This is a genomic window from Vibrio sp. 1F255 (genome assembly GCF_041439145.1).
Taxonomy (GTDB): domain Bacteria; phylum Pseudomonadota; class Gammaproteobacteria; order Enterobacterales; family Vibrionaceae; genus Vibrio; species Vibrio crassostreae_C.
The window spans coordinates 1-25,177 of sequence record NZ_JBGONQ010000017.1; the positions used below are offsets into that span (position 1 = coordinate 1).

15 protein-coding genes are annotated in these 25,177 nt (G+C 43.4%); 8 read left to right on the forward strand and 7 right to left on the reverse strand.

Annotation, left to right across the window (positions count from 1 at the left end; all coding sequences use genetic code 11):
• Positions 1-176: 176 nt before the first annotated feature.
• The gene (locus tag ACED41_RS11095) at positions 177-425 is read right to left on the reverse strand and encodes a hypothetical protein (RefSeq protein ID WP_017062732.1); all 249 of its coding nucleotides are present in this window, start codon (positions 423-425) and stop codon (positions 177-179) included.
• Positions 426-676: 251 nt separating this feature from the next.
• On the opposite strand from ACED41_RS11095, the gene ACED41_RS11100 reads away from it, so the two are divergent.
• On the forward strand, positions 677-2,281 hold the full coding sequence (locus ACED41_RS11100) for a mechanosensitive ion channel family protein (protein WP_065583709.1): 1,605 nt from the start codon (positions 677-679) through the stop codon (positions 2,279-2,281).
• A gap of 234 nt (positions 2,282-2,515) precedes the next feature.
• Entirely contained in the window at positions 2,516-3,349 is an 834-nt protein-coding gene (locus tag ACED41_RS11105; protein ID WP_371724962.1) for a RecX family transcriptional regulator, read from the forward strand.
• Between the two features lie 259 nt (positions 3,350-3,608).
• On the opposite strand, the gene ACED41_RS11110 is transcribed toward ACED41_RS11105, so the two are convergent.
• The 6 genes from ACED41_RS11110 to ACED41_RS11135 all read right to left on the reverse strand — a co-directional run bounded on the left by ACED41_RS11110 (position 3,609) and on the right by ACED41_RS11135 (position 9,160).
• Complete coding sequence (locus ACED41_RS11110; protein WP_371724963.1) at positions 3,609-4,145, reverse strand: hypothetical protein; 537 nt, start codon at positions 4,143-4,145, stop codon at positions 3,609-3,611.
• A gap of 31 nt (positions 4,146-4,176) precedes the next feature.
• On the reverse strand, positions 4,177-4,530 hold the full coding sequence (locus ACED41_RS11115) for a DUF2513 domain-containing protein (RefSeq protein ID WP_157938691.1): 354 nt from the start codon (positions 4,528-4,530) through the stop codon (positions 4,177-4,179).
• A 191-nt stretch (positions 4,531-4,721) separates the two neighbouring features.
• On the reverse strand, positions 4,722-5,045 hold the full coding sequence (locus ACED41_RS11120; protein WP_240799474.1) for a hypothetical protein: 324 nt from the start codon (positions 5,043-5,045) through the stop codon (positions 4,722-4,724).
• Between the two features lie 266 nt (positions 5,046-5,311).
• Complete coding sequence (locus ACED41_RS11125) at positions 5,312-6,280, reverse strand: glycosyltransferase (protein WP_017065029.1); 969 nt, start codon at positions 6,278-6,280, stop codon at positions 5,312-5,314.
• Positions 6,273-6,527, reverse strand: a complete 255-nt coding sequence (locus ACED41_RS11130; RefSeq protein ID WP_017065030.1) for a hypothetical protein — start codon at positions 6,525-6,527, stop codon at positions 6,273-6,275. The genes ACED41_RS11125 and ACED41_RS11130 overlap by 8 nt, the downstream gene beginning before the upstream one ends.
• A 785-nt stretch (positions 6,528-7,312) precedes the next feature.
• Positions 7,313-9,160: a M3 family metallopeptidase gene (locus ACED41_RS11135; protein ID WP_371724964.1), complete on the reverse strand. Its 1,848-nt coding sequence runs from the start codon at positions 9,158-9,160 to the stop codon at positions 7,313-7,315.
• 249 nt (positions 9,161-9,409) lie between these two features.
• On the opposite strand from ACED41_RS11135, the gene ACED41_RS11140 reads away from it, so the two are divergent.
• Genes ACED41_RS11140 through ACED41_RS11165 form a run of 6 tightly spaced genes read left to right on the forward strand, consistent with a single transcriptional unit; the run spans position 9,410 to position 25,027 of the window.
• Complete coding sequence (locus ACED41_RS11140) at positions 9,410-18,586, forward strand: RTX toxin (RefSeq protein WP_371724965.1); 9,177 nt, start codon at positions 9,410-9,412, stop codon at positions 18,584-18,586.
• A gap of 33 nt (positions 18,587-18,619) precedes the next feature.
• Positions 18,620-20,779: a type I secretion system permease/ATPase gene (locus ACED41_RS11145; RefSeq protein ID WP_371724966.1), complete on the forward strand. Its 2,160-nt coding sequence runs from the start codon at positions 18,620-18,622 to the stop codon at positions 20,777-20,779.
• Positions 20,772-22,097, forward strand: a complete 1,326-nt coding sequence (locus ACED41_RS11150) for an HlyD family type I secretion periplasmic adaptor subunit (RefSeq protein ID WP_017059471.1) — start codon at positions 20,772-20,774, stop codon at positions 22,095-22,097. Before ACED41_RS11145 ends, ACED41_RS11150 begins: the two co-directional genes overlap by 8 nt.
• Positions 22,098-22,131: 34 nt before the next feature.
• Positions 22,132-23,445: a TolC family outer membrane protein gene (locus ACED41_RS11155; RefSeq protein WP_017059472.1), complete on the forward strand. Its 1,314-nt coding sequence runs from the start codon at positions 22,132-22,134 to the stop codon at positions 23,443-23,445.
• Positions 23,445-24,083 (forward strand): OmpA family protein, encoded by a 639-nt coding sequence (locus tag ACED41_RS11160; protein WP_017059473.1) that lies wholly within the window; start codon positions 23,445-23,447, stop codon positions 24,081-24,083. The genes ACED41_RS11155 and ACED41_RS11160 overlap by 1 nt, the downstream gene beginning before the upstream one ends.
• The gene (locus ACED41_RS11165) at positions 24,083-25,027 is read left to right on the forward strand and encodes a PstS family phosphate ABC transporter substrate-binding protein (RefSeq protein ID WP_017059474.1); all 945 of its coding nucleotides are present in this window, start codon (positions 24,083-24,085) and stop codon (positions 25,025-25,027) included. The genes ACED41_RS11160 and ACED41_RS11165 overlap by 1 nt, the downstream gene beginning before the upstream one ends.
• The last annotated feature ends 150 nt before the right edge of the window (positions 25,028-25,177 follow it).

Here is a 25,177-nt window from a genome sequence, read left to right on the forward strand (position 1 = left end):
ACATTACGTTAGACGGAATTTACGCTGAGCTTAGTGCTTAAGGTTCTGTCTATGATCGCTAATTATTCTGTATTGAGTGGTTTATTAACTATCAGGACGGGACAGGCGATACAAAAAAGCCCAACAGATCGTCAGTGAACGTGTTGGGCTTTAATCATTGGTGCTATTGGAAAGGCTTAGTGAGTGCGGCGAGGGCCGTTACGTACCAAGTCTTTACCGTTATCAAACACCTCTTTGGTGATCCAGCGAGCAAGCAGAACTTTATGGCTGCTATTGAATACAGCAACGAAGTGACGACCATCTGAATTATTGGTTGCCATGCCTACACCTTCAACGCCTTCAAGGCCTAAACCGCCAGCTTCCACTGAAATTAGGAATTGCTCTAGTTCTTCTAGAGACTCAATAATATCAAGTTCGTTGTTCATTTTTATGCTCTCTTGCTGTGAGCCAACATCGTATTTAGGGCGCTTTAGTGCTGTGCTCGAATGAAGATATTGGCTGGTGTTCTTTGTTGGATGCGTACTCTACAGGTCATAAGAGGGGATTGGAACTCTCAAATATTAGAAGCAGGCTGATAATTTGCGAATTTTTAACATAACATACGTTTAAATGCTTGTTATCCATATTCTTTTTACTACTATTTATAGGGTCAATTTAGACAGTGATAGGAATTAATATGATGAAGGTTTGGCGTTGTCTATTGTTAATGTTGGCGTTTGTCGCATTTGGAAGTTATGCGCAGAGCGTTGAGAAAATCGCAGAAGTACAAGATCAGTTAATGCTCGATCTAGCAACATTAGAAACGGCGCATGATGCTGAGAAGCCCTTTCTTGAAGATATCTTAAGGCGTAAGAATCAGGGCCTACGCGAAGAGATTTTTTCACAGCTATCGTCAGATAAAAAAGAGGGGCTGGATGTCACTCTTGCTCAGCAGGTCGAACTGCTACAAAAATTGCTGTCGTTGAATGAAACTAAAATCGTTTCAATGAGTAAAGAAAACCGTTCAGCTGAAGGTGACGCTAAAAAACGCCTTGAATTGCGTATTCAAAAACGAATCGGAATGATGGATGTCTATTATCAGCAGCTTGCTAAGACCTTAAATTGGTCGAAAGAGCGTGGTGTTGATGTTGCTGTTCCTGAAGGTGAGCTCAAAACGGCACTTGTTTCTCGTTCTCAATATCTTACTAATGCAATTCTATACACGGATACACAACGTCAAGATTTAGAACGCCGGTTATCTTATGTAAGTGAAGAAGAGAAAGCGACGATTAAAACTGAGCTTGAACGCTTCAGTGAGCGAACTAGCGTTATGGTCGCGAGCTTAGAAGAAACCATCACGCTAATGGAACCGTTTGGCGTGGATGTGACTTCGTACAAACGTGTTTTGCTAGCGACGACAGGTGACATTAACGCCGATGTGTTGGATGTTGATGTTGCACTGGAGCTGTTGGATGGTTGGCTTCGTTCGTTCAGTTCATGGGCTTTTGAAAATACCCCTTCTTTTATCGTTAAACTTGCTCTGTTTCTCGGTATTTTGTATGTAACTCGCCTTATTGCTAACGTGGCTCGCAAAACCGTTCGTAAGAGTGTTTCGCACTCTAAAATGGACTTCAGTGTATTGATGCAGGACTTCTTTGTATCCATCGCATCTAAAGCGGTCGTGTTTATTGGTTTGCTTATCGCACTGTCTCAAATAGGGATAGAGCTAGCACCTCTTCTTACTGGTTTCGGTGTAGCCGGTGTCATCATTGGTTTCGCATTGCAAGACACACTATCTAACTTTGCATCGGGTTTGATGATCTTGATCTACCGTCCTTATGACGTCGGTGACATGGTTAAAGTGGCAGGCGTGCAAGGCACGGTAAAAGACATGAGCTTAGTATCGACGACTGTTCAAACCATTGATAACCAACGCTTGGTGATCCCAAACAACAAGATTTGGGGTGACGTGATCAACAACATCACGGCAGAACGTGTAAGACGTGTTGATATGGTTTTCGGTATTGGCTATTCAGATGATATCGATAAAGCGAAAGCGGTATTGAACGACATCATTCTTGCACACCCTCTAGTGTTGAAAAAACCAGAGCATATGATCAAGCTTCATACCTTGAATACGTCTTCTGTTGATTTCGTAGTACGACCTTGGGTTAAGACTGATGACTATTGGGATGTGTACTGGGATGTAACGGAAACCGTGAAGAAACGCTTCGATGAAGAAGGCATCACGATTCCATTCCCTCAACGAGATGTGCATATTTACAATCACGAAGAGAGCTAAGCGAAAGAGCTAGTACGAGAAGTAATTTCGAATAGAGCTATTACGAAAAAAGCTAATACGAAAAAGCTAAGCATGGCTTAGAGCCATCATTCTTAATGTGATATCAAATGGACGCTGAACAAGCGTCCATTTTTATTGGCTGCCGCTTATGTTGAGCTTCATTCTTTTATGTCACTCAACCACCTTAGAATTACGTTATGATGGGGTAGGCTTAATCTGGAAAGTTGAAATCGAATGGACGATTCACAGCAAAAAACGAATACTAGAAATACAACGGTAAGAAAAGCGACGCGAATTGAAAGTGTTATGAACTCTGCGATGTGGCATTTAACTCAGAGAGACATGACGGAAAGCGAGTTAGTGGCGAAGCTCAAAGTGAAAACCGACAATCAAGAATGGATCGATGAAACTCTAGGGACATTGAAAGGCTTCGGGTATCTCAAGTCTGACCAAGTGTTTGCAGAACAATTCGTGGAACAAGCTTTCTCTGGTGAATTCGGTTCTCGATACATTGTCGAAAAACTGAAGAAGAAGGGGCTGACCGATTCAGTGATTTCTGATGCAATCCATAAAGTGTCGTTCGAAAAGTCTATTGATGAACAAACCATCTTGATAGACCGAATCAACCACTACTATTCAAGCTTTACCATGAGCCGTGAAAAGCTGGTTGCGACACTGCAAAAGCGTGGCTTTAGCTATCAACAAGTTAAGGTAGCGATTGACCAGCACCCACAAGCGCATCAACTGAAAAGTAACATTCAAATTAAGGCCGAGAAAGCCGATTTGGAAAAAGAGGTGCTCAAGTATGCTCGTAAAGGCAAGGGCCTGACCGCCATTCAGCAAGAACTTAGACAACGACAAATCGACACAAGTGAGCTGTCATCGCTCATCGACCGATTGATTAATGAAGAGCAGCTAGATTTCTATTCTTCTTGTTTAGAACAGTTGCAGAAGAAGCCTTATGACCTAAACGATCATAAAGAACGCTCTAAGGCTTACGCGATGCTAAGTCGAAAGGGGTTCTCTTCTGACGAGATCAAATTTGCATTGAGTGAAGATAACGAATAACTAAGCCGGAAAAATTTCCTATTGTAGTATGTTGGTTTGTCCTAAGTAACTATTGGACAAAACCTTGCCAGTGTTTTTTCTAAATTAGAAAACCATCAATAACTACAGGTATGGCAAATTTACTTGTGAAGTGCTAGTGCGGTGAGTAGCATCGCGCTAGCAAAAGTATTGGGTTAGGTGCGCACTAAGTGCCGTTATGGTAAATCACCATCAGAAAGATGTCCCATATTAGTACAAGGTGCTACACGCAAAACCTTCGTTAAACATCTGTTTTTATTTGTATATTTTTCTCTTTCAATTTTTGAACGAATGGAGCAAATTTTGTGTTAACTACTGCGCCCGAGTTAGCTGAACCAAACGAAGATACCGAATAAGTATCTATTTGGATGACTTTCATTTTTACATCTTTGCCTTGAGAGACCTTCACAAAATCGGAGAGTGGCATTACAAGTCTACGAGTTGACCAATCACCATACTTAGTTAATTTTCTGGCCTCTTTTACATTTTCGATGATTTGACCATCAACATTAAATGCAACTCCCATGACATTTGTAATGCCACTCACACCGACTTCAAGAAAGACCACATTGGGAAATTTTTGATTCCATTGAAAACCTAAAGTGTGCCATCCTTCAGATAAGCTAGAGGAGGCGCTAACAGGGGGCTGCTCAATACGAAGTGAACCATCAAATTGATCCTGATGGATAGACACAGAAGGTGTCATTTTGTCATTGAAACCTGCACATCCAGAAATCAAAGAAAATACAATTGCGAAAAAAGCTATCTTACTACTCATCTCTCACCTTTATTATAAATCATTGATATTATTAAATATAGCTCAATATCGATTCTAGTTTTTTCTTTGCTAATCCCTCAGCTAAATCTTTACTGACTTTAGCGATAGTAGAAAAACTAGCTTCTTTGAAATCACTTTTGATTGAATTCCAAACACTTTCGTCACGAAGGTTGTCGATGAACTCGTGACCATCCCAAGTTAGCTTATAAATACGAACGAATGGTGGTTCAATTCCTCCTAACTCTTTACTTATCGAACCCTCGACTAGCCCTTTCTCAACAAGTAGAGCCTCATGATATCGAACCACACCACCATCATACTTATCGAGTTTATAGTCATTCGGACTTTCTTCTATCGCGAGTAATAAGCTGCGAATTAATTCCATATCTCGCTTCAAAGTAACTCTCCAGTAATCAAATAAGCGCATATTGTAATGCATTGACACATCAACATAAAGTCGGTGTTCATTATTCCTATTATGTTCAATCGGCGTGACTCCGTAACGAAGAACGGCTCCCAATTGGGAGCCGTTCTTGTGTCTAAATCTGGGTTCGCACACCAGTACAATGTTCAATACTATTCTACTGACATATTCATGTTTTGTTTGTTTTTGGTTTCTGCAAAATTCACAACGACACCATTTTCTAACAAGATATCAATCGTGTGCGTTGTGATATCGGATGTTGTTTTCATTGTAAAAGCTTGGGATGAAGCACTACCTCCAGTATAAGAATACACCCACTTTTCACCAGTTTCGCTGATTACTGTTTTTATAGACGGTTCACCAAAAATTCTGATTAGATCATTCTTAGTTGTCACCTTTTTCTCTATTTGAGAAACCTGTTCTTCAGTAAACTTTGTTCCATAATCTGCATATTTCGGAGCATTCCGCTCAGTCATTTCGGGATTATCCGATCACCCATTTCGGTTTAAACCGATCACTGATTCCGCGATTATCCGATCACTTAGAGTAAAAATAAGAAGAGAGAAAAAAGGTAGGATCTGGTGATCGGAATAAACCGAAACAGGCGATCGCAATCACCGAAATACGCAGCTATCTGGGTGTGGTTTGTGTGGTGTAATGCGCTCTACGTCGATTTTAGAGCCTCTAGCATTGATTTTTAATAGCTAAGTAGCGCATTTAACATAAGGGGCATTTCACGCACTTATTCCCACTGCTTTGTTGATGCCTGATCGAGCATTTTGAGATGACCTATTGCCATTGCTGAGGATGAGAAATATTTTATCGCTCTTTCTCTCATTTTTTTCTTATTTAGCTGATGGGTAAGTGACATCGCTTTGATAAATTCGTCTTCATTCTCACACAGAAACCCTGTTTCACCATGTACTATCAATTCACTCATTGCCCCCCTGTTGTATGCTATTACAGGTGTTCCTGATAGCATTGCTTCAATAATTGTTAGCCCAAAAGGTTCTTCCCAAGATATTGGAACAAGTAATGCTTTTGCGTTTCTTAACAAGTCTTTTTTAAAATCACCATTCACAAATCCAACTGGTGTAATTAATGGATGCCATTTAAACCATGTTTCTGGTGAGCCTAGTCGGTGTCCGCCAGCCACAATCAAATTTGATTTTGTTTTCTTTGCTACTTTTATTGCTGTCTGTATTCCTTTTTTACTTCTTTTTACTTTGGCTAAAAAAAGAAAATATCCTTTTTTTTGTTCGTTATATTCAAATTCTGATTCTGGGATTCCATTATAGATGTAATTAAAATTAATTTTATTTTTATTATATTTAGACTGAGATGCGTGGCTTTTTGATACAAACACAGTATTACACTGAATTCCATCTCCTGCGTGGCAGATAGATATAAAGTTTTTATATCTATCTCGTAACTTAAATATTATTTCCGTGGATAATCCTCCATGATATTCTATGTCTGTAATATCTTTTGGGATTAATGTTGAAAGTTTTTGTAAATTACATTTCGCTTCATCTGTCAATGTAATGTGAGTATATTGTTTTGTTGAGTAACCTTCTGGAGACAATACATATATTTTAAATCCCATATTGGATTGTTCTTTTGCTAACCAATCAACCAATCGGTTTGCACCACCACTATTTTTATTTGGTGGTAATGGCTGGGAGTGTATGTGAAGAATACATCTAGTCATGCTTTTTATCCTCTAACGAAAATAGAAGTCTATCACGTTCATTTTTTAAATAAGAATCCAACATTAATAGGATCTTTTGTTTGTACTCGTCATTTTTTGACATCCTATCTAATACCATCGTCCCTAAAAGAATCTTTCGTCTTGTGTCATTCTTTCTGTTTTGAGCTTTAACTCGTTGTGCCTCTTTTTGTATCTGCTCTTTCAGTTGCTCTTGTTTTCGCTTTAGCTTTTCTAGTTTTGTTGTCATGGTCAAATCCTGTTGTTGATACTTGGGTATTTTACCATCACAATGCTGTGAAAACACATTTCTGATTATGAGGAAATGCGCACTTATACATCGTACCGATGTGTGCGAAATCACTTCGTGATTATCCGATCACCCATTTCGGTTTAAACCGATCACTGATTCCGCGATTATCCGATCACTTAGAGTAAAAATAAGAAGAGAGAAAAAAGGTAGGATCTGGTGATCGGAATAAACCGAAACAGGCGATCGCAATCACCGAAATACGCACATAATCAACATTGGATGTATACACACAAGCTGACAACATCGAGGTTGCTAAGAGTAAAAATATCACTCTGAATTTTGCCATTTTTTTCATATCAGACCTAAAAACGCTAAAAAATTAAGGCATAGATAATAACAAAGTTAGTGCATAAACTAGGTGTTCATTATTCCTATTATGGTAAATGTGCGCGTTTGCTATCAGAAACAGCCCTCAGACCACCTCAAACGCTCTTAGCGAAGATTTTAGACACTTGACAAGGCGGTATGCTTCCATAACGCCTTGTAGGTTTGTGACGCTTTAAGATCGGTTTGTAGAGCAAAAGTCATCGAGTTGCTTTGAACTAAGAACTGCACTCTGATACCCAGTTTACGTTCTTTTTGAGTTTGGGTGTCAGATTAGTTCTATTAGGCCAAAAACCACTCGACTGTGAATGCAGACTTTTTGGCTAAACCAATTTAGGGGCAAAAATGAGTTATGTCACTACTCATTTTTGCCTTTTTCATTAGCATTAAAACTCAATCTATCGACCGTATTGCTCAATAATAAAGTGCTCAAAATCATCACACATTTGGTCATTCGACTTTGCATTATTCGCTAATTCAGTTGCTCCATCAACGATCGATACCTTCGCATTCAAATCCGCGACTGGTGCACGTTCTCTTGTCGACAGCTGTTTGATTTTTTGCTCCTCAATCGCCCAAGCCTCCTCTGGCGATAAGTTACACTCGTCAGCGAGATATTTGGCATTAAAACCTTCCCCAGTCAGGCTTTCGATTGTACCGTTATGGTTCACGCTATTGCCTTTATGCCAATAGTGTTTCGCCAACAAAGGCCCGATCTCTGGGTTATCTGTTAAGTAACCAAACTTGTCGGTGAAATAAGCTCGTGTTTGATACACCGCCATATGAGCCAATAGATAACCTTGGTATGAGCAAGATGCTTCATCAGACAATAAGTGAGGGATCGCCATCAGTGGACGAGGGCTGCAAGACAATCCAAGAATTGCCTTTTCACTGCTACGAGCAAGTGCCGTGATTTTTTCAGGCGTGAGGTCTTCATCAGCTAATTCGTACAGGGCTCGCTCGAAATATGGAACCACAAGAATGCTGCGTTCTTGGTAAGCTCGGAAGGGCTGTTTATTGTCGATGATGGCTTTAATTAGATCATCTGGCACAGGTTGCCCGTCCGCATTTAGAGCGTACTGTTTTAGCCAGTCAGCGTCATTTAACAAGCTGTCGCAGAACATGGATTGTGTTTCAGCATAAGCCATCGAAGTCGGCGCAAACTCTTGAGAGAAACAAGGGGCGTTCATTTTTACATTAGCAAAATGCGCCGCGTGACCACCTTCGTGAAATAGTGTGTTAATCCCATCATAGCCACTGCCTATTTGATCGGGCTTAGCGTTGCTAGTGAAATTAACTTGGGCCGCAACCCAAGCATCTTGGTCATAGAAAGAAGGGATAGGGCCATGGCAGAAGCCATTAGGGTATTTTCCTTTGCGATCAAGTAAATCGAGTTTCAATGTCGCTTGAGAGTATTCAATGTTGAGGCGACCAAAAGACTCTATCCAGCGTCTTAATGATTTTGAGAACGGAACATACGGGTCAAGATCATTCATAACGTCACCTGCAAAAGAGTAGGTAAAGTTATGGGCTTGAAGTGCATTCTCGCCTTTCTGCTCTGCCAAATTGGCTAGGCTTTGCTGATGGCTATCACGCGTGCGTGCTTCGAAGTCATCCAGAATCGTAAACAGTTGTTCTGTCGTCATCTGTTCGGTTTTTACCACCGAGTAATCAAAGAAGGTTTTAAACCCCAGTGATTGAGCAAATTGGTTACGTTTTTTGATCAGCTCAATAAAGCCGTTAGCCAGCAGCCATTGCTCTAAATCTAATAATGCTTGATGTGCAGAAAGCCTAACTTGTTCATTACCATTACTTCTAACGGCTGAACCTAAAACGGGCAGCGATCCTTCTGTTTCATCACCTGTTTCATTTACGTAAGTCATTACATGATTCTGTTTTTTCTCAAACAGTTCAGCCTCAAACTTTATGAGATCGGATTTAAGCTTCTGTGACTGCTCAGACTCAATAGCGTGAGATCTAAAGGTCGCCAACCAACCATTCAAGCCTGTCAGCGTACTCTCTTTTTCGAGAGGATCTTGAATTTCATCAATAGCAGCGAGTTGCGTTTCGATAGCAGTAATCTGTTCGGCAGAGCTTAGAAATTCCGTCCACTGAGTCTGCGCGAGTGTCGAGCCATCGTGGTCGTCATTGATGCCCATATATGTATCCCAAAAGAAGTCTTCTTTCGCTTTATGAGTCGCAAGATACTTTTGATTCAATTGGTTGAGATAGTTCGTTGCAGTCATGACATTCCTTGAAATTTAACCAGTAATTTCAACATTATGACACATTCATTGAATGTATTTTGTGACGATAGATATAACTGAATGCAGTCACAGCCTATCGGTTTACTTTACAGCGTATTAGTGATAATTAACTGTTAATGGTTTGTTGTTTGCTAGTATTAACTAAAGAGAGTGTGCTGATTTCTCCGGCTTTTTATTGAGTAAATTGATGTTCTCAAGGTCAGCGTTTTTGTAAGGAAGAGGTTTAGGATGGATCCTATTTTATATATCGAAGTTGGTGGTGTTGTGTGGCAAGTATTCCCTGATGGGACTTGGCTTCAATTACCTGCTACGCAGCCAAAAGTTGAAGGCGTGCAAGTCGTCAGTATTGAACCTCAGAATTTACAAGAGGCTCAGCCCCTAACCGAACCACAAATCGCCGCAGTTGAACAACAGTTGGAAAAGGTGGTCACCGAACTCGTCAACAACATTGAAAGCGCACCTCAACAGCCTAACTCAGTAAATGACCAACCTAGTTCCAGCGCCTCATTTATTGTTTATGTTCGTTCCACCTTAGATGAAACGCTCGCTGAGGCGGGTTTTGATACGCGTCCTGCAGAATATGCCGACGAAGATACAACCTCGAATGAGGGTAACCTTGATATTCTGTTACCTAGTGCACTATTAACCGTTGATATTTTGGATGGTGGAGACGGTTACGAAAATCAGTTTGAAGTACCAAGTGTCACGATTACGGGCACGGCAGTGGATGTTCGAGACGGGCGTACCGTTGTTCTGACCATCACTGATGTTAACGGAAACACAGTAACCACCACAGCCATCACAAGCGATGAAACGTATGTCGTCAATGGCGTCGACCTCTCTTCATTGGAGGAGGGGGATCTTCAAGTCGATGCTGTCATTGCTGATGATTTTGGCAATAGCATTGCAGCTAACGATTCCACAATCAAAGACACATTAGCCAACATTGAGGTTGACTTCGATGGCTTTGGTGATGAGTTTTACAATCAATTTGAAATATCGAATGGGGTGCTAGTTGGTACGATTGCCAATGTAGAAGATGGGCAAACCATCAACATTTCAATTACCGATAGCCAAGGAACGATACAAGAATACACAACGGAAGTATCCGGCGGAACTTGGACTCTGACTCTTCAAGACTACTCAAGCTTTGCAGAAGGTGAGCTAACCGTTGTTGCCAATACTATCGATATTGCTGGAAACCCTACAACAGCGACCGACACGATCGTGAAAGATACGCTAGCGGACATCACCGCTGCGGTTGATGATGGTGGCGACGGTGTCCTCAATAGCTTCGAAATTCAGTCGGCTAAATTCTTTGGTACGGTACAGAACGTAGAAGATGGCCAAACGGTCAATATTCGTATTTCTGACAGCACAACGAATGTCATTGTTCTGACGGCAACTGTGATTGATGGTGCTTGGTCAGTTGAAGGCGTGGATCTAACCAGCTTTTCCGATGGTGGCATTCAAATTGAGGCTGACACTGTTGACGTTGCCGGTAACCCTGCTTCTGCAATAAATAGCGCAGGGCAAATTGTTATTGATACTGTTTCGCCTGTTATAGACATTGATACGCTAGACGGTTTTAGTATTTTGGCATTTCGTGGCGGCCAACTTACAACCATGCAAGGCACAACCAATGTTGCCGAAGGTCTTCCTGTTTATATTGAAGTTAATGATGGCTCTCAGACTCTTGTGTTTGAGGGTGTTGTTGATGCATCAGGTAATTGGGTTGTTGAAAATATAGATGTCTCGTCCCTAAACTTGGCGTCAGAATGGACGGTTGATGCCAAAGTTTTCAATACGGCAGGCAATCAAGCTATCGATGATATGCCAAGCATTATACTGCCCGAGTCGGTTGTGTTCTCAGAAACTGTTGTCGGGATTTTTGGAAATCAAACTCAGACCTCTGATATTCGCATCGATTATGCGGACTTCTCTTTTAGCGATGATCAAAGCATCGCAGAGTCACTAACTTCTCAAACCCTATCGATAACCGTTGCTGTATCGGCTGATAAACAAAGCCTAATTGGCACACGAAGCGATGGGCAAAAAGTATTCGATGCGTCAATTTCCGGCAGCAACGTAAATATCAATTTTTATAAGGCGATTGATCAGGAAGCTGGGTTAGATTCAATTCTGACGGCTCTGCTCATCGAAGGTTTGCAAACCGATGCTGATGGTACAACGGAGTTAGTGATAGGACGTTTACCTATTGTCATCAAAGATTCTGAACCTCTGGTTTTTGATGAGTCTTATCAAATGATCGAGGGTGAGATTGCGTCAGGGAACGTGTTGAATAACGACATCGATTTGGATACTCAACTTACGATAAAAAGTGTTGAAGTTGATGGTACGACCAAGACGATTGTTGGTGGCTCTCCGGTTTCATTTGCTACTAGCGAAGGCACCTTGACCGTATTTGCGAATGGCCACTGGACGTTCGTCGCCAACAGGAATTTGGACCACACAGTTGATCAGAACATCACCTTCAACTATGTTGCTGGCGACATCAGTAATGATTTCGGAAACGGCACTGCGGTCATTGATATTTTTGATGGTGATGCAGGGCTAGTTGTTGATGGGACAACGACCAGCTCTGAAGGTGATGTGTCTGATGGAATTCAAACTGTAGTCGGCCAGTTTACCGTTTCTGCTGGATCAGATAATCCAGATCCCGCTTCTATTGTATTTAATGCTAATACTCTGGTGCAGTTAGACGACTTGGGCTTGACGACCGGAGATGAGAACTTTCCTCTAACCTACACGTTAGCGAATGATGGTAAAACGATTACCGCACAAGCAAATGGTGAAACGATATTCACGCTAACGTTGAGTGCAGTCGCTAGTGGTATCGATGTTCTAGCAGATGTCACATTAGTGTTAGAACAGCCTATCAACCACCTGTTCAGCAACGACTCCATCACCCTGCCACTTATTATTGATGGAACGGATTTAGATGGCACTTCTTTAAAACAAGGGCAATTCGACTGGATCATCCAGGATGGAGCCGACCCAATATTAACTTCAACTAGCAATGCTGCTGTGGACGAATCAGATCTTGTTCACGGCAGTGTTTCAGATACTGGCACTTTCAATCTCAACGTCGGAAGTGACTTTGTTGAGTCTGTATTTTTTGATGTTGGAGATCAGCCGCAGTTGTTTAGTGGGGGTGTACAGATCATCTATGTGGTCTCTGCAGACGGAAATGAACTTACTGGTTATGTTGGCTCTGAAAGTGCTGAAAATAAAGCGTTCACCTTGAGCTTTACCTCTCTGTCAGGTGAGACCGATACTGATGTCACTTACACCTTTGAACTATTCAAGGGCCTCGACCAAACGAATGGAACCGACCAAATTCCTTTTGTCATCACAGCAAAAGATGATGACAACGATGAAACTCAATTAACCTTGAACGTCTCGATTACGGATGGTGGGGAGCCTACGATTGGCTCTGTCATGGTCGAGTTGAGTGAAAACCCTGTTGCTGATACAACCCCGTCTGGTGTTGGAACAACAGCGAGTGCAAGCTTAGCCGTGAGTGCGGGAAACGATCCACTCGTGTTCTTGGGGTTAGATGTGACAACTGGCCAAGCCGTTCTTGATAGTGACGGTGAGGCGGTGACACGTAATGGTGAAGCATTGTCTTGGCGAGATAATGGGGATGGAACGTTTGATGCGGTATTGTCGAATGGCGATGCTGTTTTCCAAGTGAGACTTCCTGAAGATTTTAGCTTAGAAGCCAATGGTTCCACGAATGTCACGGTTGAGATTGATTTGTACCAGTCAATAGACCACGGAACCGGTGTGAAGGACACAGAGCTGTCGATTCCAGCCTCAATCGTCACCATCGATTCAGACGGTTCACGAGATACACAAGAATCTGATATTAAGATTTACGATGGTGCAAACCCTAAAATTACTGTTATCGGAAGCATTTCTGTTGATGAAGACGGTCTGCTTGGAGACAGCGAACAGGTTGGTGTTGAAGATTCTAGCCCTTCGTTAGGAATAATCGAAGGTTCCGATGATGTTGTCTCTGTGACGGTCGACACCGCTGCGTTTGATGCACTTTCATATTCGAGTGCAGGGAAAGACATTTCACTGCAAGCTGTCGATTCTGATGGTTGGTATTACGGTCAAGATTCTGATGGAAACAATATATTTAGGATTCGTTTTAATACTGATGGGACAACAGAGTTCGACCTTTATGCACCTCTCGATCACGCCAATGCTGATGGAGAGAATAATCTAGCCCTCAATTTTGAACTGGTGGTCAACGATGCGGACGGCGATAGCTCTGATCCTGCTATCTATTCAGTCAACGTTACGGATGCGGTTCCAACTTCACGAAGCGGTTTTATTGAAATGGTTGAGGGTGATGACCTCAATGGACAGTTCCTAACCGAAGAGTTCGCAGGTGCCGATGGCGCAACTATTGTAAGTTTCGATTATCGCGGTACTACCTACACCTTTGTGGATGCTGATACCCCGATAACGATTGACCTAATTAACGATTTTGATAACGGAAGCGTATACGGCCAATTTACCCTTTCACCTGATGGTAGCTATCAACTAACCACGAATCCCAATGTAACGACCAATCCTGCCGATCCTAAGATCGTCGATGATATTGATTATTTGGTTCGCGATGCCGATGGTGATGAGGTCACGAGTACTGCTGAGCTTATTCTGGATGATAACGAAGGTTTTATTCGTTATGAAGATTCTGAAACCACAGAAGACAATGACGCGATTATCGTTGTAAGTGTGGCAACCGGCGATGTCGACCAAAGCGAAACCGTTACTGCTATCGAGTTCTCAGAAGCATCGCTAAACGGTGGTAGCTTGTACCTTGATGGGGTGTTGCTTCAAGTTGTAGACGGCAAGGTCACCTTGTCTGGAAGTCAATTGGCAGCGATTGATAGTCAGTTCACTGGGCCTAATGGACAGTTGACTTATCGTCCCGCGCTTCATGAATCCAATACCACCTCAACGGTTATCCTAGCGATCAACGCAATCATTAGCACTGATACGGATCCTAAAGAACTGACGGCTGATGTTGCAGTGTCTGTTTTACCGGTGGCTGATGCACCGGATTGGTCGGCTTCCGTATTCTCCTATCATTCAGTAGAAGATGACTCAGACCCAGTCAGTTTGGACATAACAGCTCAGCTGGTGGATCAAGATACGTCAGAAACATTGAGCTACCAGATTAGTGGGATTCCTGACGGCTTGAATTTGACGTTAAATGGCAACGCAGTCAAAGAAGGGAAATCTTACACACAGGCTCAGATTGATAAAATGGAAATCAGGGCTGACGACAACCTAGCGGGTCGCTTTGAGTTTGAGATTACTGCGGTTGCAACAGAGTCTGGCAATTCATTCGCTGACCCAGATGATAAAACGGCAAGTATTGTACATACCGTTACTGTCGATATTTCACCTGATGCTGATACTCCTCATGTGTCTGTTAAAGACTACAAGGGACTAGAGGATGAAGCTATTTACCTCAAAGACGTTATTGAAGGCGCTTTGGCGGACACCGATGGTTCTGAATCGTTAAGTTATATTATCCAAGTTCAAGATGGCTGGTCTGTTGAAGGTGATGGTACCGCAAAGATAGGCAATAATTCCTATTCAGTCACTGCCGAAGCTATCGCCAATGGTGTTGCTTATATTCAGCCTAAAGAAGACATCAGTTCCTTTACTGAAGATCTGTCAATAGACGTAACAGCAATAGCGACTGAGTCGACGATCGATTCACTTATTCCTATCAATGGGCAAGCGTCAAGTGATACAAAAACCATCAATATCTTTTTGAAAGGTGTTGTGGATGAACCTATCGCGGTAGACGGTGGTAATGGTCATTGGCAATACGACAGTGACAGTAAAGTCATCAGCAACCAATCGGTCTTGAATGAAGATGGGTTAATACAGCTCGACTTCCTCATACAAACGACGGATGACGATGTTTCAGAAGAGATCAACATACTGCTTACTAACATTCCTGAAGGCACTTTGCTGGTGGATGCGTTGGGTGAACCAGTCTCGCTGACGATTGCGTATGTTGATGATGTGACAGGGCCCGTATTCCAAGTTTCTAACGCTCAACTGGATGATCTGTATCTCAAGCCAGTTCTTGATTTTAGTGGTGAATTAGAACTCACCGTTATTGCTATCTCAACTGAGCCCGATGGTGATTCGGGCGAGTTTCCTATGACACTTAAAGTAGAGCTAGCGCCGGTCGTTGATCAAGAAGACGGTCAAGTGGTCAGTACTCAAGGCATCGAAGACAGTCAAATCGGCCTGAACCTTGAACCTTCAGTGAATCAGGATATTGATGGCAGCGAATCCTTGACGGGATATGTCATTGATAGCCTACCTGCAGATCTCACTCTTTATTTTGATGGGAGTGTTATTCAGGTCCCAGCTTCAGGCTTAGATTTGGATACTCTACTGGACTCAATAACGCCAACGCTTTCGGATCTTCTAAGCAGCGGCAGGCTTTCTGTTACAGCGACAGAAGATTTAAGCGGAACATTCTCAATTCTTATCACCTATGAAGTCACGGATACCTCTCCAACTGGTGCAACGGATATTAAAGATATTACTGGTTCTATTAGCGTGACTGTAGATGCTCGTGTCGAGCTAGATACTCGATTAGAAGGCTCTACAGAGCTGTTACAGAGTACAGACGGCTCGCCTGTTGATATCTCTAACGCCGTGACGTTCGTCGACGCGGATATCGATGGGTCAGAGTACCTCGATTATATTTTGATCGAGATTCCCGACGGCTATTCGTTGATTGTTGAGCACCCTAATGGTGCCGCTCAAGATAGCTCTGGGAATTGGATCATATCTGCGGATGGGTTAACGAGTGACTCTTTCCAAGAACTCGCAGCGTACATTTTAGATAATGCGACGATTTCCAGCCCAAGTGATACTCCGGTACTGGATATTGTGGTTCGTGCTCGTGTGATTGATGGTGATGATGCGAGATATATTGATGCGACTTTCCCGCTGCAAATTACTGGTCATGACGGCGGTGGCGGTTCTTGTGACCCTGTTGGCCCACCAAGCCCGATTCAACCCGATGGCGAAATTAAAACACCTGAAGGGGAAGATATTGATCTCACTGGCTTGCTAAACACCGATGTTGGCAGTGACCCAGACAATGAAATCTCTTTCTATATTCCTGCCGATTCACTTCCTGAAGGCGTTGAGATCTCCGGTGATGGTGTGATTGCTGAATACGATGCTTCTGGTGAGATCGTCGGTTATTCAATCACTGCAGATGGACTTTCGAAACTAACGTTAACGGGCTTGGATGAAGATTTTGCAGGGTGTATTGATTTCACCATAGAGACAATTGAGACCTCACCATGTAGCGGTGATACGGTGACGACGGCCCAAACCATTAGTATCCAAGTTCTGCCTGTGGTCGATGACATTACGGTTGAAGCCGACTCCACAACCATTCAAGAAGACATCGCGACAGACCTTAACCTTGAACTGGTTCTTGGTGATAGCGTTGAAGATGGACAATTAATCACTGGTGAAGGCAATAGCGCTACCGGTAAAGAAACCGTTAACTCTCTAACGGTGAGCATTTCGAATGGAGCGACCTTGTCTGAAACTCCAACTGACACCGGGTTGTTAGTTGATAATGGCAATGGTACTTGGACGGTAACGGATCCTAGCCGCTTGAGTGATGTGTTAGTTACGCCACCTGAGCATTACAGTGGTGAAATTACCCTCACTGTGACAGCAAATATTACCGATGAAGCGGATTGCGTGACAGAAACGGATACGCAAGATAAAACGACGGTCGTGACTATTACTGTTGAGCCAGTCGCTGATGCGGCGAACTTGATAACAGAGGATATTATCGGAGATGAAGATAATTACATTTCGTTGTCATCACTTAGCGCAGAGCTGATTGACCAAGATGGTTCTGAAAACATGTCGCTTTCGTTGAAGGGAGTTCCTGAAGGCGCAGTTGTCGCGATTAAAATCGGAGACAACTATGAGTTGGTTCCAAACAATGGTGCTGATGGCGGTACCTTCGATGGAAACCCTACCTATGAGTGGCAGTTAGATCCAAGTCAGTTATCTAATCTAGTCATTCTGCCACCAAGAGACTTTAGTGGTGACATTAATCTGTCTCTAGAGGCGATTACTCAAGAAATTGGTACGACGGATATCCGTTATACACAATCTGAATTTACTGTAGGTGTTAACCCTATAGGTGACAAAGTTGAGTTCTTCGATTTACCTGAACAGCTCACTGGAAGTGAAGATGATGGCATCGTGATTCCTCTTGATGCCAATAGCTTTGAAACTAACAGTGATGAGTTTTTAGCAATTACGGTAACAGTGAATGGAACTTCGGACCCATCAGGGTTAGTTGGGTTAGACCGAATTCGAATTGGATCAGAAACCAGTTCTTTCACCAGTGTTGGTGGCATCATACAGGCGACGATCCTCGTTAAAGCAAGTTCTGTTGATGAGCTCGAATTCTTTGCAGGCGATGCGTTTGGTAACCTCGATATTACGATTACCGGCCGAACGGTTGATCAAAATACGGTACTCGGTGAGTTAGTGGTCGACACGGGTGACCCGAGCTCGCAAGACATGACGCTTATTATCACACCAGAGCCTGATGCACCGTTATTGAGCGTTGAATATTCTTCGATCGTGGCAGAAGCAAGTGGCACGATTCCTCTTGGTTTAGACCTTTCTCTTGTAAACCCTGCTGATTCAGAAGTGGGCTTCATTACAATTCATGATATTCCCGCAGGTTTGACGTTCTCACATGGCTCTATGGTCTATGGTCAATATGTGGTGGACTTGGCAGATGTGCCTAACCTAGCGATTACCGGGGGCTACAACAGTGGTGATCAATTTGACCTAACGATAGAGCCGTCTGCTGAGATAGGCAACAACCAAGCGGTAGGGTTGCCTCAAACGGTATCGGTTGAATTTGTTGTTGAAGGGGATTCTACGATTACCGCGACAGATGATAACGACCTGCTGATTGGCGGGACGGGCTCAGATAATTTTGTGTTCGCCTCTTCAGGCTTAGGGAGTGCAGAAGCACCAAGCTACGATGTGATTCAAGATTTTGATGCGTCTCCAGATACTGATGCAATTGACCTCTCGGGTATTTTGGGAAGCCTAGGGCTTAATACAGGGCTAGGGGCAACACAATATCTAGATTTAGAAGAATCTGGTGAAGGCGTGACCATTTCTATTAAACCTAATGGCGACGAAGACGTTCAACAAAACATCTTAATAGCCGATGTCACGTACGACGATCTGTATCAAGGTGACAGTAGCAGTGCATTAGAAGCACAAATTTTACAAAAAATGATAGAAGACAATAATTTAACGCTGTAAGTTGGATGTACAGTCTATAAAAGGAAGTTTAGATTGGTAGAACAAAAAGACAGCTGGCTAGGTTGTGTTGAATGGTTATGTGAGCATTTTAATGTTCGCAGCCATCCTTCCAAAATAGTGTCTGGCCTACCTTTAAATGAAGGAAGGCTCAATGAATCCCTTTTCCCAAGAGCCATTGAGAAATCGGGGTTAACGCTGAGCCACGTTAAAAAAGAATTACTGACTCAATGTCAGTTCCCCGTTGTTGCTGTTAATTCCGCGACAGGGAGTCCCGTTGTCGTCACTCAAGGCTCCGGTGGCGACTTTCAAGTATTGGATTGTGAATCCAACTTAAGCCAACAAATTCTCCTTAAAGACTTAGTCATTAAAGTGGATGCATTTGTTTGGCAAGTGGGTGCTCAAGCGCTTGATGACGCCCGTGTTCAGGCACATGAGCGCAATGACAGTAAATCCAACACCCGTTGGTTGTGGCGGGTGGTCAAAGAAGTGAAGCCTTGGTATCGCGATCTGTTTATCGCTTCGTTCTTGATCAACGTGCTTGCGCTAGTGGTTCCGTTATTTACCATGAATGTGTACGACCGTGTTGTGCCAAACCAAGCGTTTAACACGCTTTGGGTATTAGCAGCAGGCGTTGGTATCGTTGTTATTTTTGATTGGGTATTGAGAAGCTCACGAAGCTCTGTGACTGATATGGCTGGGCGCTATATTGATAACAAGTTGTCTTCTCAGCTGTTCTCGAAAGTCCTTGGTATGAAGCTGGAAAATCGACCTCAGTCGGTAGGCGCATTTGCCAGACAGCTTCAAGATTTCGATAGTGTTAAAGATTTCTTCACTTCTATTTCTTTGGTTACTTTAGTCGACCTGCCATTTACCTTGCTGTTCCTGTTCCTTATCGGTTGGCTTGGTGGTGCAATGATGTTTATCCCAGTCGCAATTATGCTGGTATTGATTGTGCTGAGCATTGCGATGAAAGGTAAAGTCGAGAAAACATTCGATGAAACCGCACGTTTGTCGACACAAAGACAAGCACAGCTGTTTGATTGCTTAACAACCCTTCCGGATATCAAGCAAAACAATGCTGAAGGAATCACTCAGAAGCGTTGGGAACAGACTATTTCATCGCTCTCTCAATGGCAGACTCAATCTCGTCACTATTCCAATATCGTGACTCATTCCATTCAGTCGAGTCAGCAGATCGTTACTATCACTCTCATCATCTTCGGCGTGTATCAGATCTCTGAAGGCTTGCTGAGTATGGGTGGTTTGATAGCTGTGGTGATGTTGAGTGGACGTGCTGCGAGCTCAGTGAACCAGCTTTCTCTTCTATTGTTGAGGTTTCAACAAACCCGTTCTGCAGTCGAAGGTTTGAATCAGATCATGGAGTTACCGCAAGAAGAGTCTAAGCATCAAGTGATTGATAAGGGTGACTTTGACGGTGGGGTTAGGCTAGATGAAGTCACGTTTACTTATCCAGAGACTCAAAGCCCTGCGTTGAAAGAGATTTCTCTTGATATTAAGCCGGGTGAGCGAGTTGGCCTTGTTGGTGCCGCTGGTGCAGGAAAAACCACGCTTTTATCGATTGTTGCTCGACAGTATTTGCCTACAACAGGGCAAGCCTTCTATCAAGAGATTGATGGGCAGTTATGGCCAACCAGTGTCTTACGTAGCGGAATGGGTTGGGTAGGGCAAACCACTAATTTGATCTTTGGCAGTGTTTACGACAACGTTACTTTGGGTGCGATCAACGTTGATGAAGAAAAGCTAAGACAAGCTCTTCAACAGTCGGGTTTGAATGGTTACATGGGGCGCCTAAGCAATGGCCTTGAAACACCTGTCGGTGAGGGTGGTCGGTTACTTTCTGGTGGTCAGCGTCAAGCCGTTGCCATCGCGAGAGCTCTGTATCGTTGTCCAAAGTTATTGATCATGGATGAGCCCACCAGCGCGCTAGACAAGAAGGCCGAGATTCAGTTCTTTAATGCACTTCAAAGTATGCCGAGAGAAACCTCAATGCTAATCAGCTCCCATAAGTCTTCATTCTTGATGATGTGTGATCGAGTGATTGTATTGGATAAAGGTCAAATCGTGGCAGAAGGTGAACCTAAAGAAATTCTCTCTTTACAGAAGAAAAGTGTACCTAAAGGTACGAGCCGGTTTAAGACGGTATCTGTGGTGAAGGGAGGTCGTCATGAGTAATGATATTCAATGGACCAACAACCACTTAGCATTCCGCTCTCGAAAGCTGATTTGGTTGAGTGCTCTACTCATTGTATCAATTATCGGTTGGGCTACGTGGGCAACATTAGAAGAAGTCGTGATCGGTGAAGGTAAAGTCGTTCCAAGTCTTTCGGTGCAAACCATTCAGAGCTTAGAAGGTGGACTGGTTCAAGAGATCATGGTGCGACAAGGCCAATCTGTAGTGAAGGGGCAACCTCTAGCTAAGTTAGAAGACACACGTTTTAAGGCGGCGTTTTTAGAGTCGGCTCAACAAGCGGATACCTTGCTTGCTCAGCAATTAAGATTAAAGGCTGAGCTGTCGACGGTCGTTTTAAATAACGATGCGAAAGAGTGGTATGAGCGAGTGGTCTTGGTGCCTCAAGATATTGCGGTTGATGTATCAAGCCACCCTGCGTTAATGAATGCCAAGGCGAACTACCGAGAACGTTTAGGACAGTTGAAGTCTGAACTGGAAGAGGCGGCACTTCGTATCGAGCAACAAGACCAAGCTCGTGTCGATACGTTTAATAATATCCAGACTCTTGAAAGCAGCCTCGAGATTGTGATTCGTGAGCGCAACATGCTGAAAGACGTGGTAGCGAGCGGTGCTGTTGCGGAAGTTGAGCTACTTAAACTCAACCGTGATGTAGTCAAACTCAAAGGTGATATTGCTAGCTCAAAAGTAGCAGCGCAGAAGCAGATAGCTGCCTACTCAGAGTCGATAGCGGATCATCGAAGTATCGCTTTAGATTTTCGTACCAAAGTGCAAGGCCAGTTGAATGAAGTGGCGAGCAAGATAGCGCAGCTGAACGAAAGCCAGCAGGCGATTGCCGACCAACTCAAGCGTACTGAAATTGTCGCGCCCGTTGATGGCACAGTCAAAGAGATCTTTGTGCGTACCATTGGTGGTGTAGTTCGTCCCGGCGAGCCGATCATTGAGATCATTCCATCAAACAGTGACCTGATTGTTGAAGCGAGAATCTCTCCGCAAGATATTGCGTTTGTTCATAACGGGTTAGGTGCAACAGTGAAATTCACGGCCTACGATTTCGTCATTTATGGCGGACTTAAAGGCGAGGTGATTTACGTGAGTGCCGACGCCTTACAAACGGAAGACGGAAACGCCTATTATCGTGCCCATATTCAGTTAAACGAAGACCAGCAACAAAACTCTGCCTTTAGCATTATCCCAGGGATGCAAGTCGCGGTCGATATATTAACCGGAGAGAAAACAGTATTGAGTTATTGGTTAAAACCTATTTTACGAGCTAAGGAAAACTCACTTCGTGAACGATGAAGTGGGTTAAAGCATAAATATAAAAGGAAGTGTAATGCATTCAAAATTCTTACTCTCTTCTTGCTTGCTAATGAGTGGGCTGTCTCAAGCAGCTTCATTAGAAGAGTCCGTGGCCTTTGCCATCGACTATAGCCCAGAGATATTGGCGCAATACTCCCGATACCAATCGGTGGTCAGAGACGGAGACGCGGCGAGTGGTTTGTATATGCCGCAAGTGAACTTGTACGCGGCAGCAGGTTATGAAGAAACGCGCTACAACAGTGGTAGCAAACTTGATACCGATGATCGAGGCCTAACGAGAACGGAAATTGGCGTTAAAGTATCCCAGTTACTATTTGATGGTTTTAAAACCACATCGAATGTCGATCGACTGACGTTCGAAGCAGAAGCTGAGCGTCTAACTCTGATTTCGCGAGCTGAAAACGTATCGTTAGATGTGGTGAGAAATTACCTCGATATCCTAAAAGCAGAGACGCTACTTGAATTGTCTAAGCGTAATGTAAAAGAGCACCAAGAGATCTATCAAGATATCCAAGATAAAAAGAGCAAAGGCTTGAGTAGCAACTCGGATCTGGCTCAAATCTCCGCCCGTGTCGCGACCGCGCAGTCTTCACTTATCGCCGCTCAGAACAACCTGTTTGATTTGCAAACTCAGTATCTACGCTTGGTTGGCAAACCTGCGGTGAACTTGGTTTACCCCCGGTTTGATTACGCTCTATTACCAAGCTCAGCACAGGTCGCACTTGAACAAGCTGTCGAGAATCACCCTGAAATCAAAGCCTCTTTGCTTGATATCGACGCGGCTCGTAAAGAGATGCGCCGCGAGAAAGGGGATTACTACCCAGAACTAAAACTTGAGCTTCATGCCAATAAGAATGACAACGTATCTAACCCGCCAGGCGGTGTCGATGAAGATGCACGTATCATGTTGACGATGGATTATGACCTGTTTAATGGCTTCTCTACCGACTCCAGGGTTGAATCGTCAGCTTGGCGAGTGGAAGAGGCAAGGGCGATCCGATTACGAACAGAGCGTGAGGTTCGAGAAGGTACACAACTGGCTTGGAACGCTTACAAAATGCTTGAGCAGCAAAAATCCTTACTTCAACAGAATGTTGATGCAGCGAAAATTGCAGAGCTTGGCTATATCCAGCAATTCAATGTTGGCAGACGAAGCCTTCTTGATGTACTGGATGCAAAAGTAGAAGTGTTTTTGGCTCGAAGAAACTTCATCAGCACTGAATATGATCAAACGTTAGCGGCTTATCGAGTGTTAAATGCGATGGGTATGTTGACGTATGCGTTGAGGATTGAACATCCAGAAGAGTGGCAAGGGGAGAATAAGTAATGAGATATTTTAAACTAGCGCTACTTAGCTCTATCTTGCTAATGGGATGTGCAGAAACGCCTGATACGACAATGACACGCCACCAAATTGATGACTTAGCGGATAATGACCGAGATGGTGTGATTAACCAGCGAGATTTATGTGCCGATACGCCAGAAGGTGTAACGGTAGACATTAAAGGGTGTGCCAATTGGAAAATTGTCGAAGACGTTGAAGTATTAAGTGTGGCATTTGATTTTGATAAGTATGACCTTAAACCTGATCATACCGCTGTATTAAATGAGTTGGTGCGTTTACTAGGAGAGCAGCCTGATGCTTCGGTTACCTTGGTCGGAGATACCAGTGCTGAAGGTACAAACGTGTATAACAAAGCATTGGCCAAGAAAAGAACGGGCGTGATTCGAGACGCATTGATTGATAGAGGCATCAATGGTGAGCGAATCTTTGAACAAGAGTTTACTCAGATAACCAGCTTAACTCAGCATCTTCACAAGCGTAAGCGTAGAACGATCGCGGTGATTAAAACAGAAAGCATGGAAGTGAACCCATCTTGGAACATCTTCACTTCAGAAATGCAGCTCGATAGTAATAGCGATGTTGAGTCTAAAACGTCGATTGATCCAGTAGGAGGCCAGTAATGAAATGTCTAGCTAATAAATCGGGCTTGCTGCTTGCTGCTGTACCTGCGTTGTTCTCTGTATCGACATTTGCGAATGATGCCAGTGACATTGGTTTGGTCGCGATTGAGCCGAATATGCAGGGGCTTGTAGAAGATCTGCTTAAGAGCCAAGAGATCGACTTAGAAATCTTGTTGAGTGACAGCGTCCCAGAACAGATGATCATGCAGCGCTCGCGTGTTGGTATCACTTCCAAAAAGTGGACTGACAAAGAGATGGCAAGGTTTGATATGCGTTACGGTTATAGGCCAACAGAGCTGATGTTTACCGCTGACGTGATTGCGATTCTAGCCAATGAAAATAACCCTGCGACATCAATCACCGTCGCTGAATTAATTGATGTGTTTGGTTGTTCTAACGATCCTAAACATCCAAAATGGTCAGCAAGTAGTGATATTCGTAACGGTGAAAGCCTAGATACTCATATGTTGCCCTTTGCCATTGATCACAACCTGAAAGGCCATACTACCTTTTCAAGTTGGGTCGAATGTGGAACAGAAGGAGAATATGCCCATACTCAGTTCTTAGCGGATTTACCTGATCTGATTAATAAGATTGAAGACGAAGATGCCGCCATTGGTTACACCGTTTACTCAGATCAGATCTCTGATGTGAAATGGTTGAGCGTGGTTGATAACCTAGGTGTGAACTACGACCTAAACAAAGAAACGATCCTCTCTGGTCGTTACCCGTTAGCAACGGTTTATTACATGTACTTGAATATTCCAGCGCATCGCAAAGGCTTTACGGAACAAGAGGAGTTTTTTGTTGGGCTTACCTTGTCACAAGATCATCAAGTCGTTTTGAACCAATACGGCTTCATCAGCTTGCCGCCAGAAGCTATTCAACGTAACAAAGTCAGATTGTCGCTTGAAGAGCCTGCTATTGAAGGTGGCTACAAGTAATGGGTATGTTATGTTGTAACTGTTGTGGGAGAGTGATATTCTCTCTTTCGTAATGGTTCTCAACGTGACGGATTACGTTATTCGGTGATGAAATTATCTAGCGGGCATGTATGCCCGTTTTTTTTTCGCCTAAAATTTTCGACTCGAGCA

Excerpts from the sequence above, each read along its gene's own strand:
- ACED41_RS11125 (WP_017065029.1), bottom strand. The coding sequence starts at position 6,280 with ATGACTAGATGTATTCTTCACATACACTCCCAGCCATTACCACCAAAT.
- ACED41_RS11100 (WP_065583709.1), top strand. The coding sequence starts at position 677 with ATGATGAAGGTTTGGCGTTGTCTATTGTTAATGTTGGCGTTTGTCGCA.
- ACED41_RS11115 (WP_157938691.1), bottom strand. The coding sequence starts at position 4,530 with ATGGAATTAATTCGCAGCTTATTACTCGCGATAGAAGAAAGTCCGAAT.
- ACED41_RS11150 (WP_017059471.1), top strand. The coding sequence starts at position 20,772 with ATGAGTAATGATATTCAATGGACCAACAACCACTTAGCATTCCGCTCT.
- ACED41_RS11095 (WP_017062732.1), bottom strand. The coding sequence starts at position 425 with ATGAACAACGAACTTGATATTATTGAGTCTCTAGAAGAACTAGAGCAA.
- ACED41_RS11155 (WP_017059472.1), top strand. The coding sequence starts at position 22,132 with ATGCATTCAAAATTCTTACTCTCTTCTTGCTTGCTAATGAGTGGGCTG.
- ACED41_RS11160 (WP_017059473.1), top strand. The coding sequence starts at position 23,445 with ATGAGATATTTTAAACTAGCGCTACTTAGCTCTATCTTGCTAATGGGA.
- ACED41_RS11140 (WP_371724965.1), top strand. The coding sequence starts at position 9,410 with ATGGATCCTATTTTATATATCGAAGTTGGTGGTGTTGTGTGGCAAGTA.
- ACED41_RS11165 (WP_017059474.1), top strand. The coding sequence starts at position 24,083 with ATGAAATGTCTAGCTAATAAATCGGGCTTGCTGCTTGCTGCTGTACCT.
- ACED41_RS11110 (WP_371724963.1), bottom strand. The coding sequence starts at position 4,145 with ATGAGTAGTAAGATAGCTTTTTTCGCAATTGTATTTTCTTTGATTTCT.
- ACED41_RS11135 (WP_371724964.1), bottom strand. The coding sequence starts at position 9,160 with ATGACTGCAACGAACTATCTCAACCAATTGAATCAAAAGTATCTTGCG.
- ACED41_RS11130 (WP_017065030.1), bottom strand. The coding sequence starts at position 6,527 with ATGACAACAAAACTAGAAAAGCTAAAGCGAAAACAAGAGCAACTGAAA.
- ACED41_RS11105 (WP_371724962.1), top strand. The coding sequence starts at position 2,516 with ATGGACGATTCACAGCAAAAAACGAATACTAGAAATACAACGGTAAGA.
- ACED41_RS11120 (WP_240799474.1), bottom strand. The coding sequence starts at position 5,045 with ATGACTGAGCGGAATGCTCCGAAATATGCAGATTATGGAACAAAGTTT.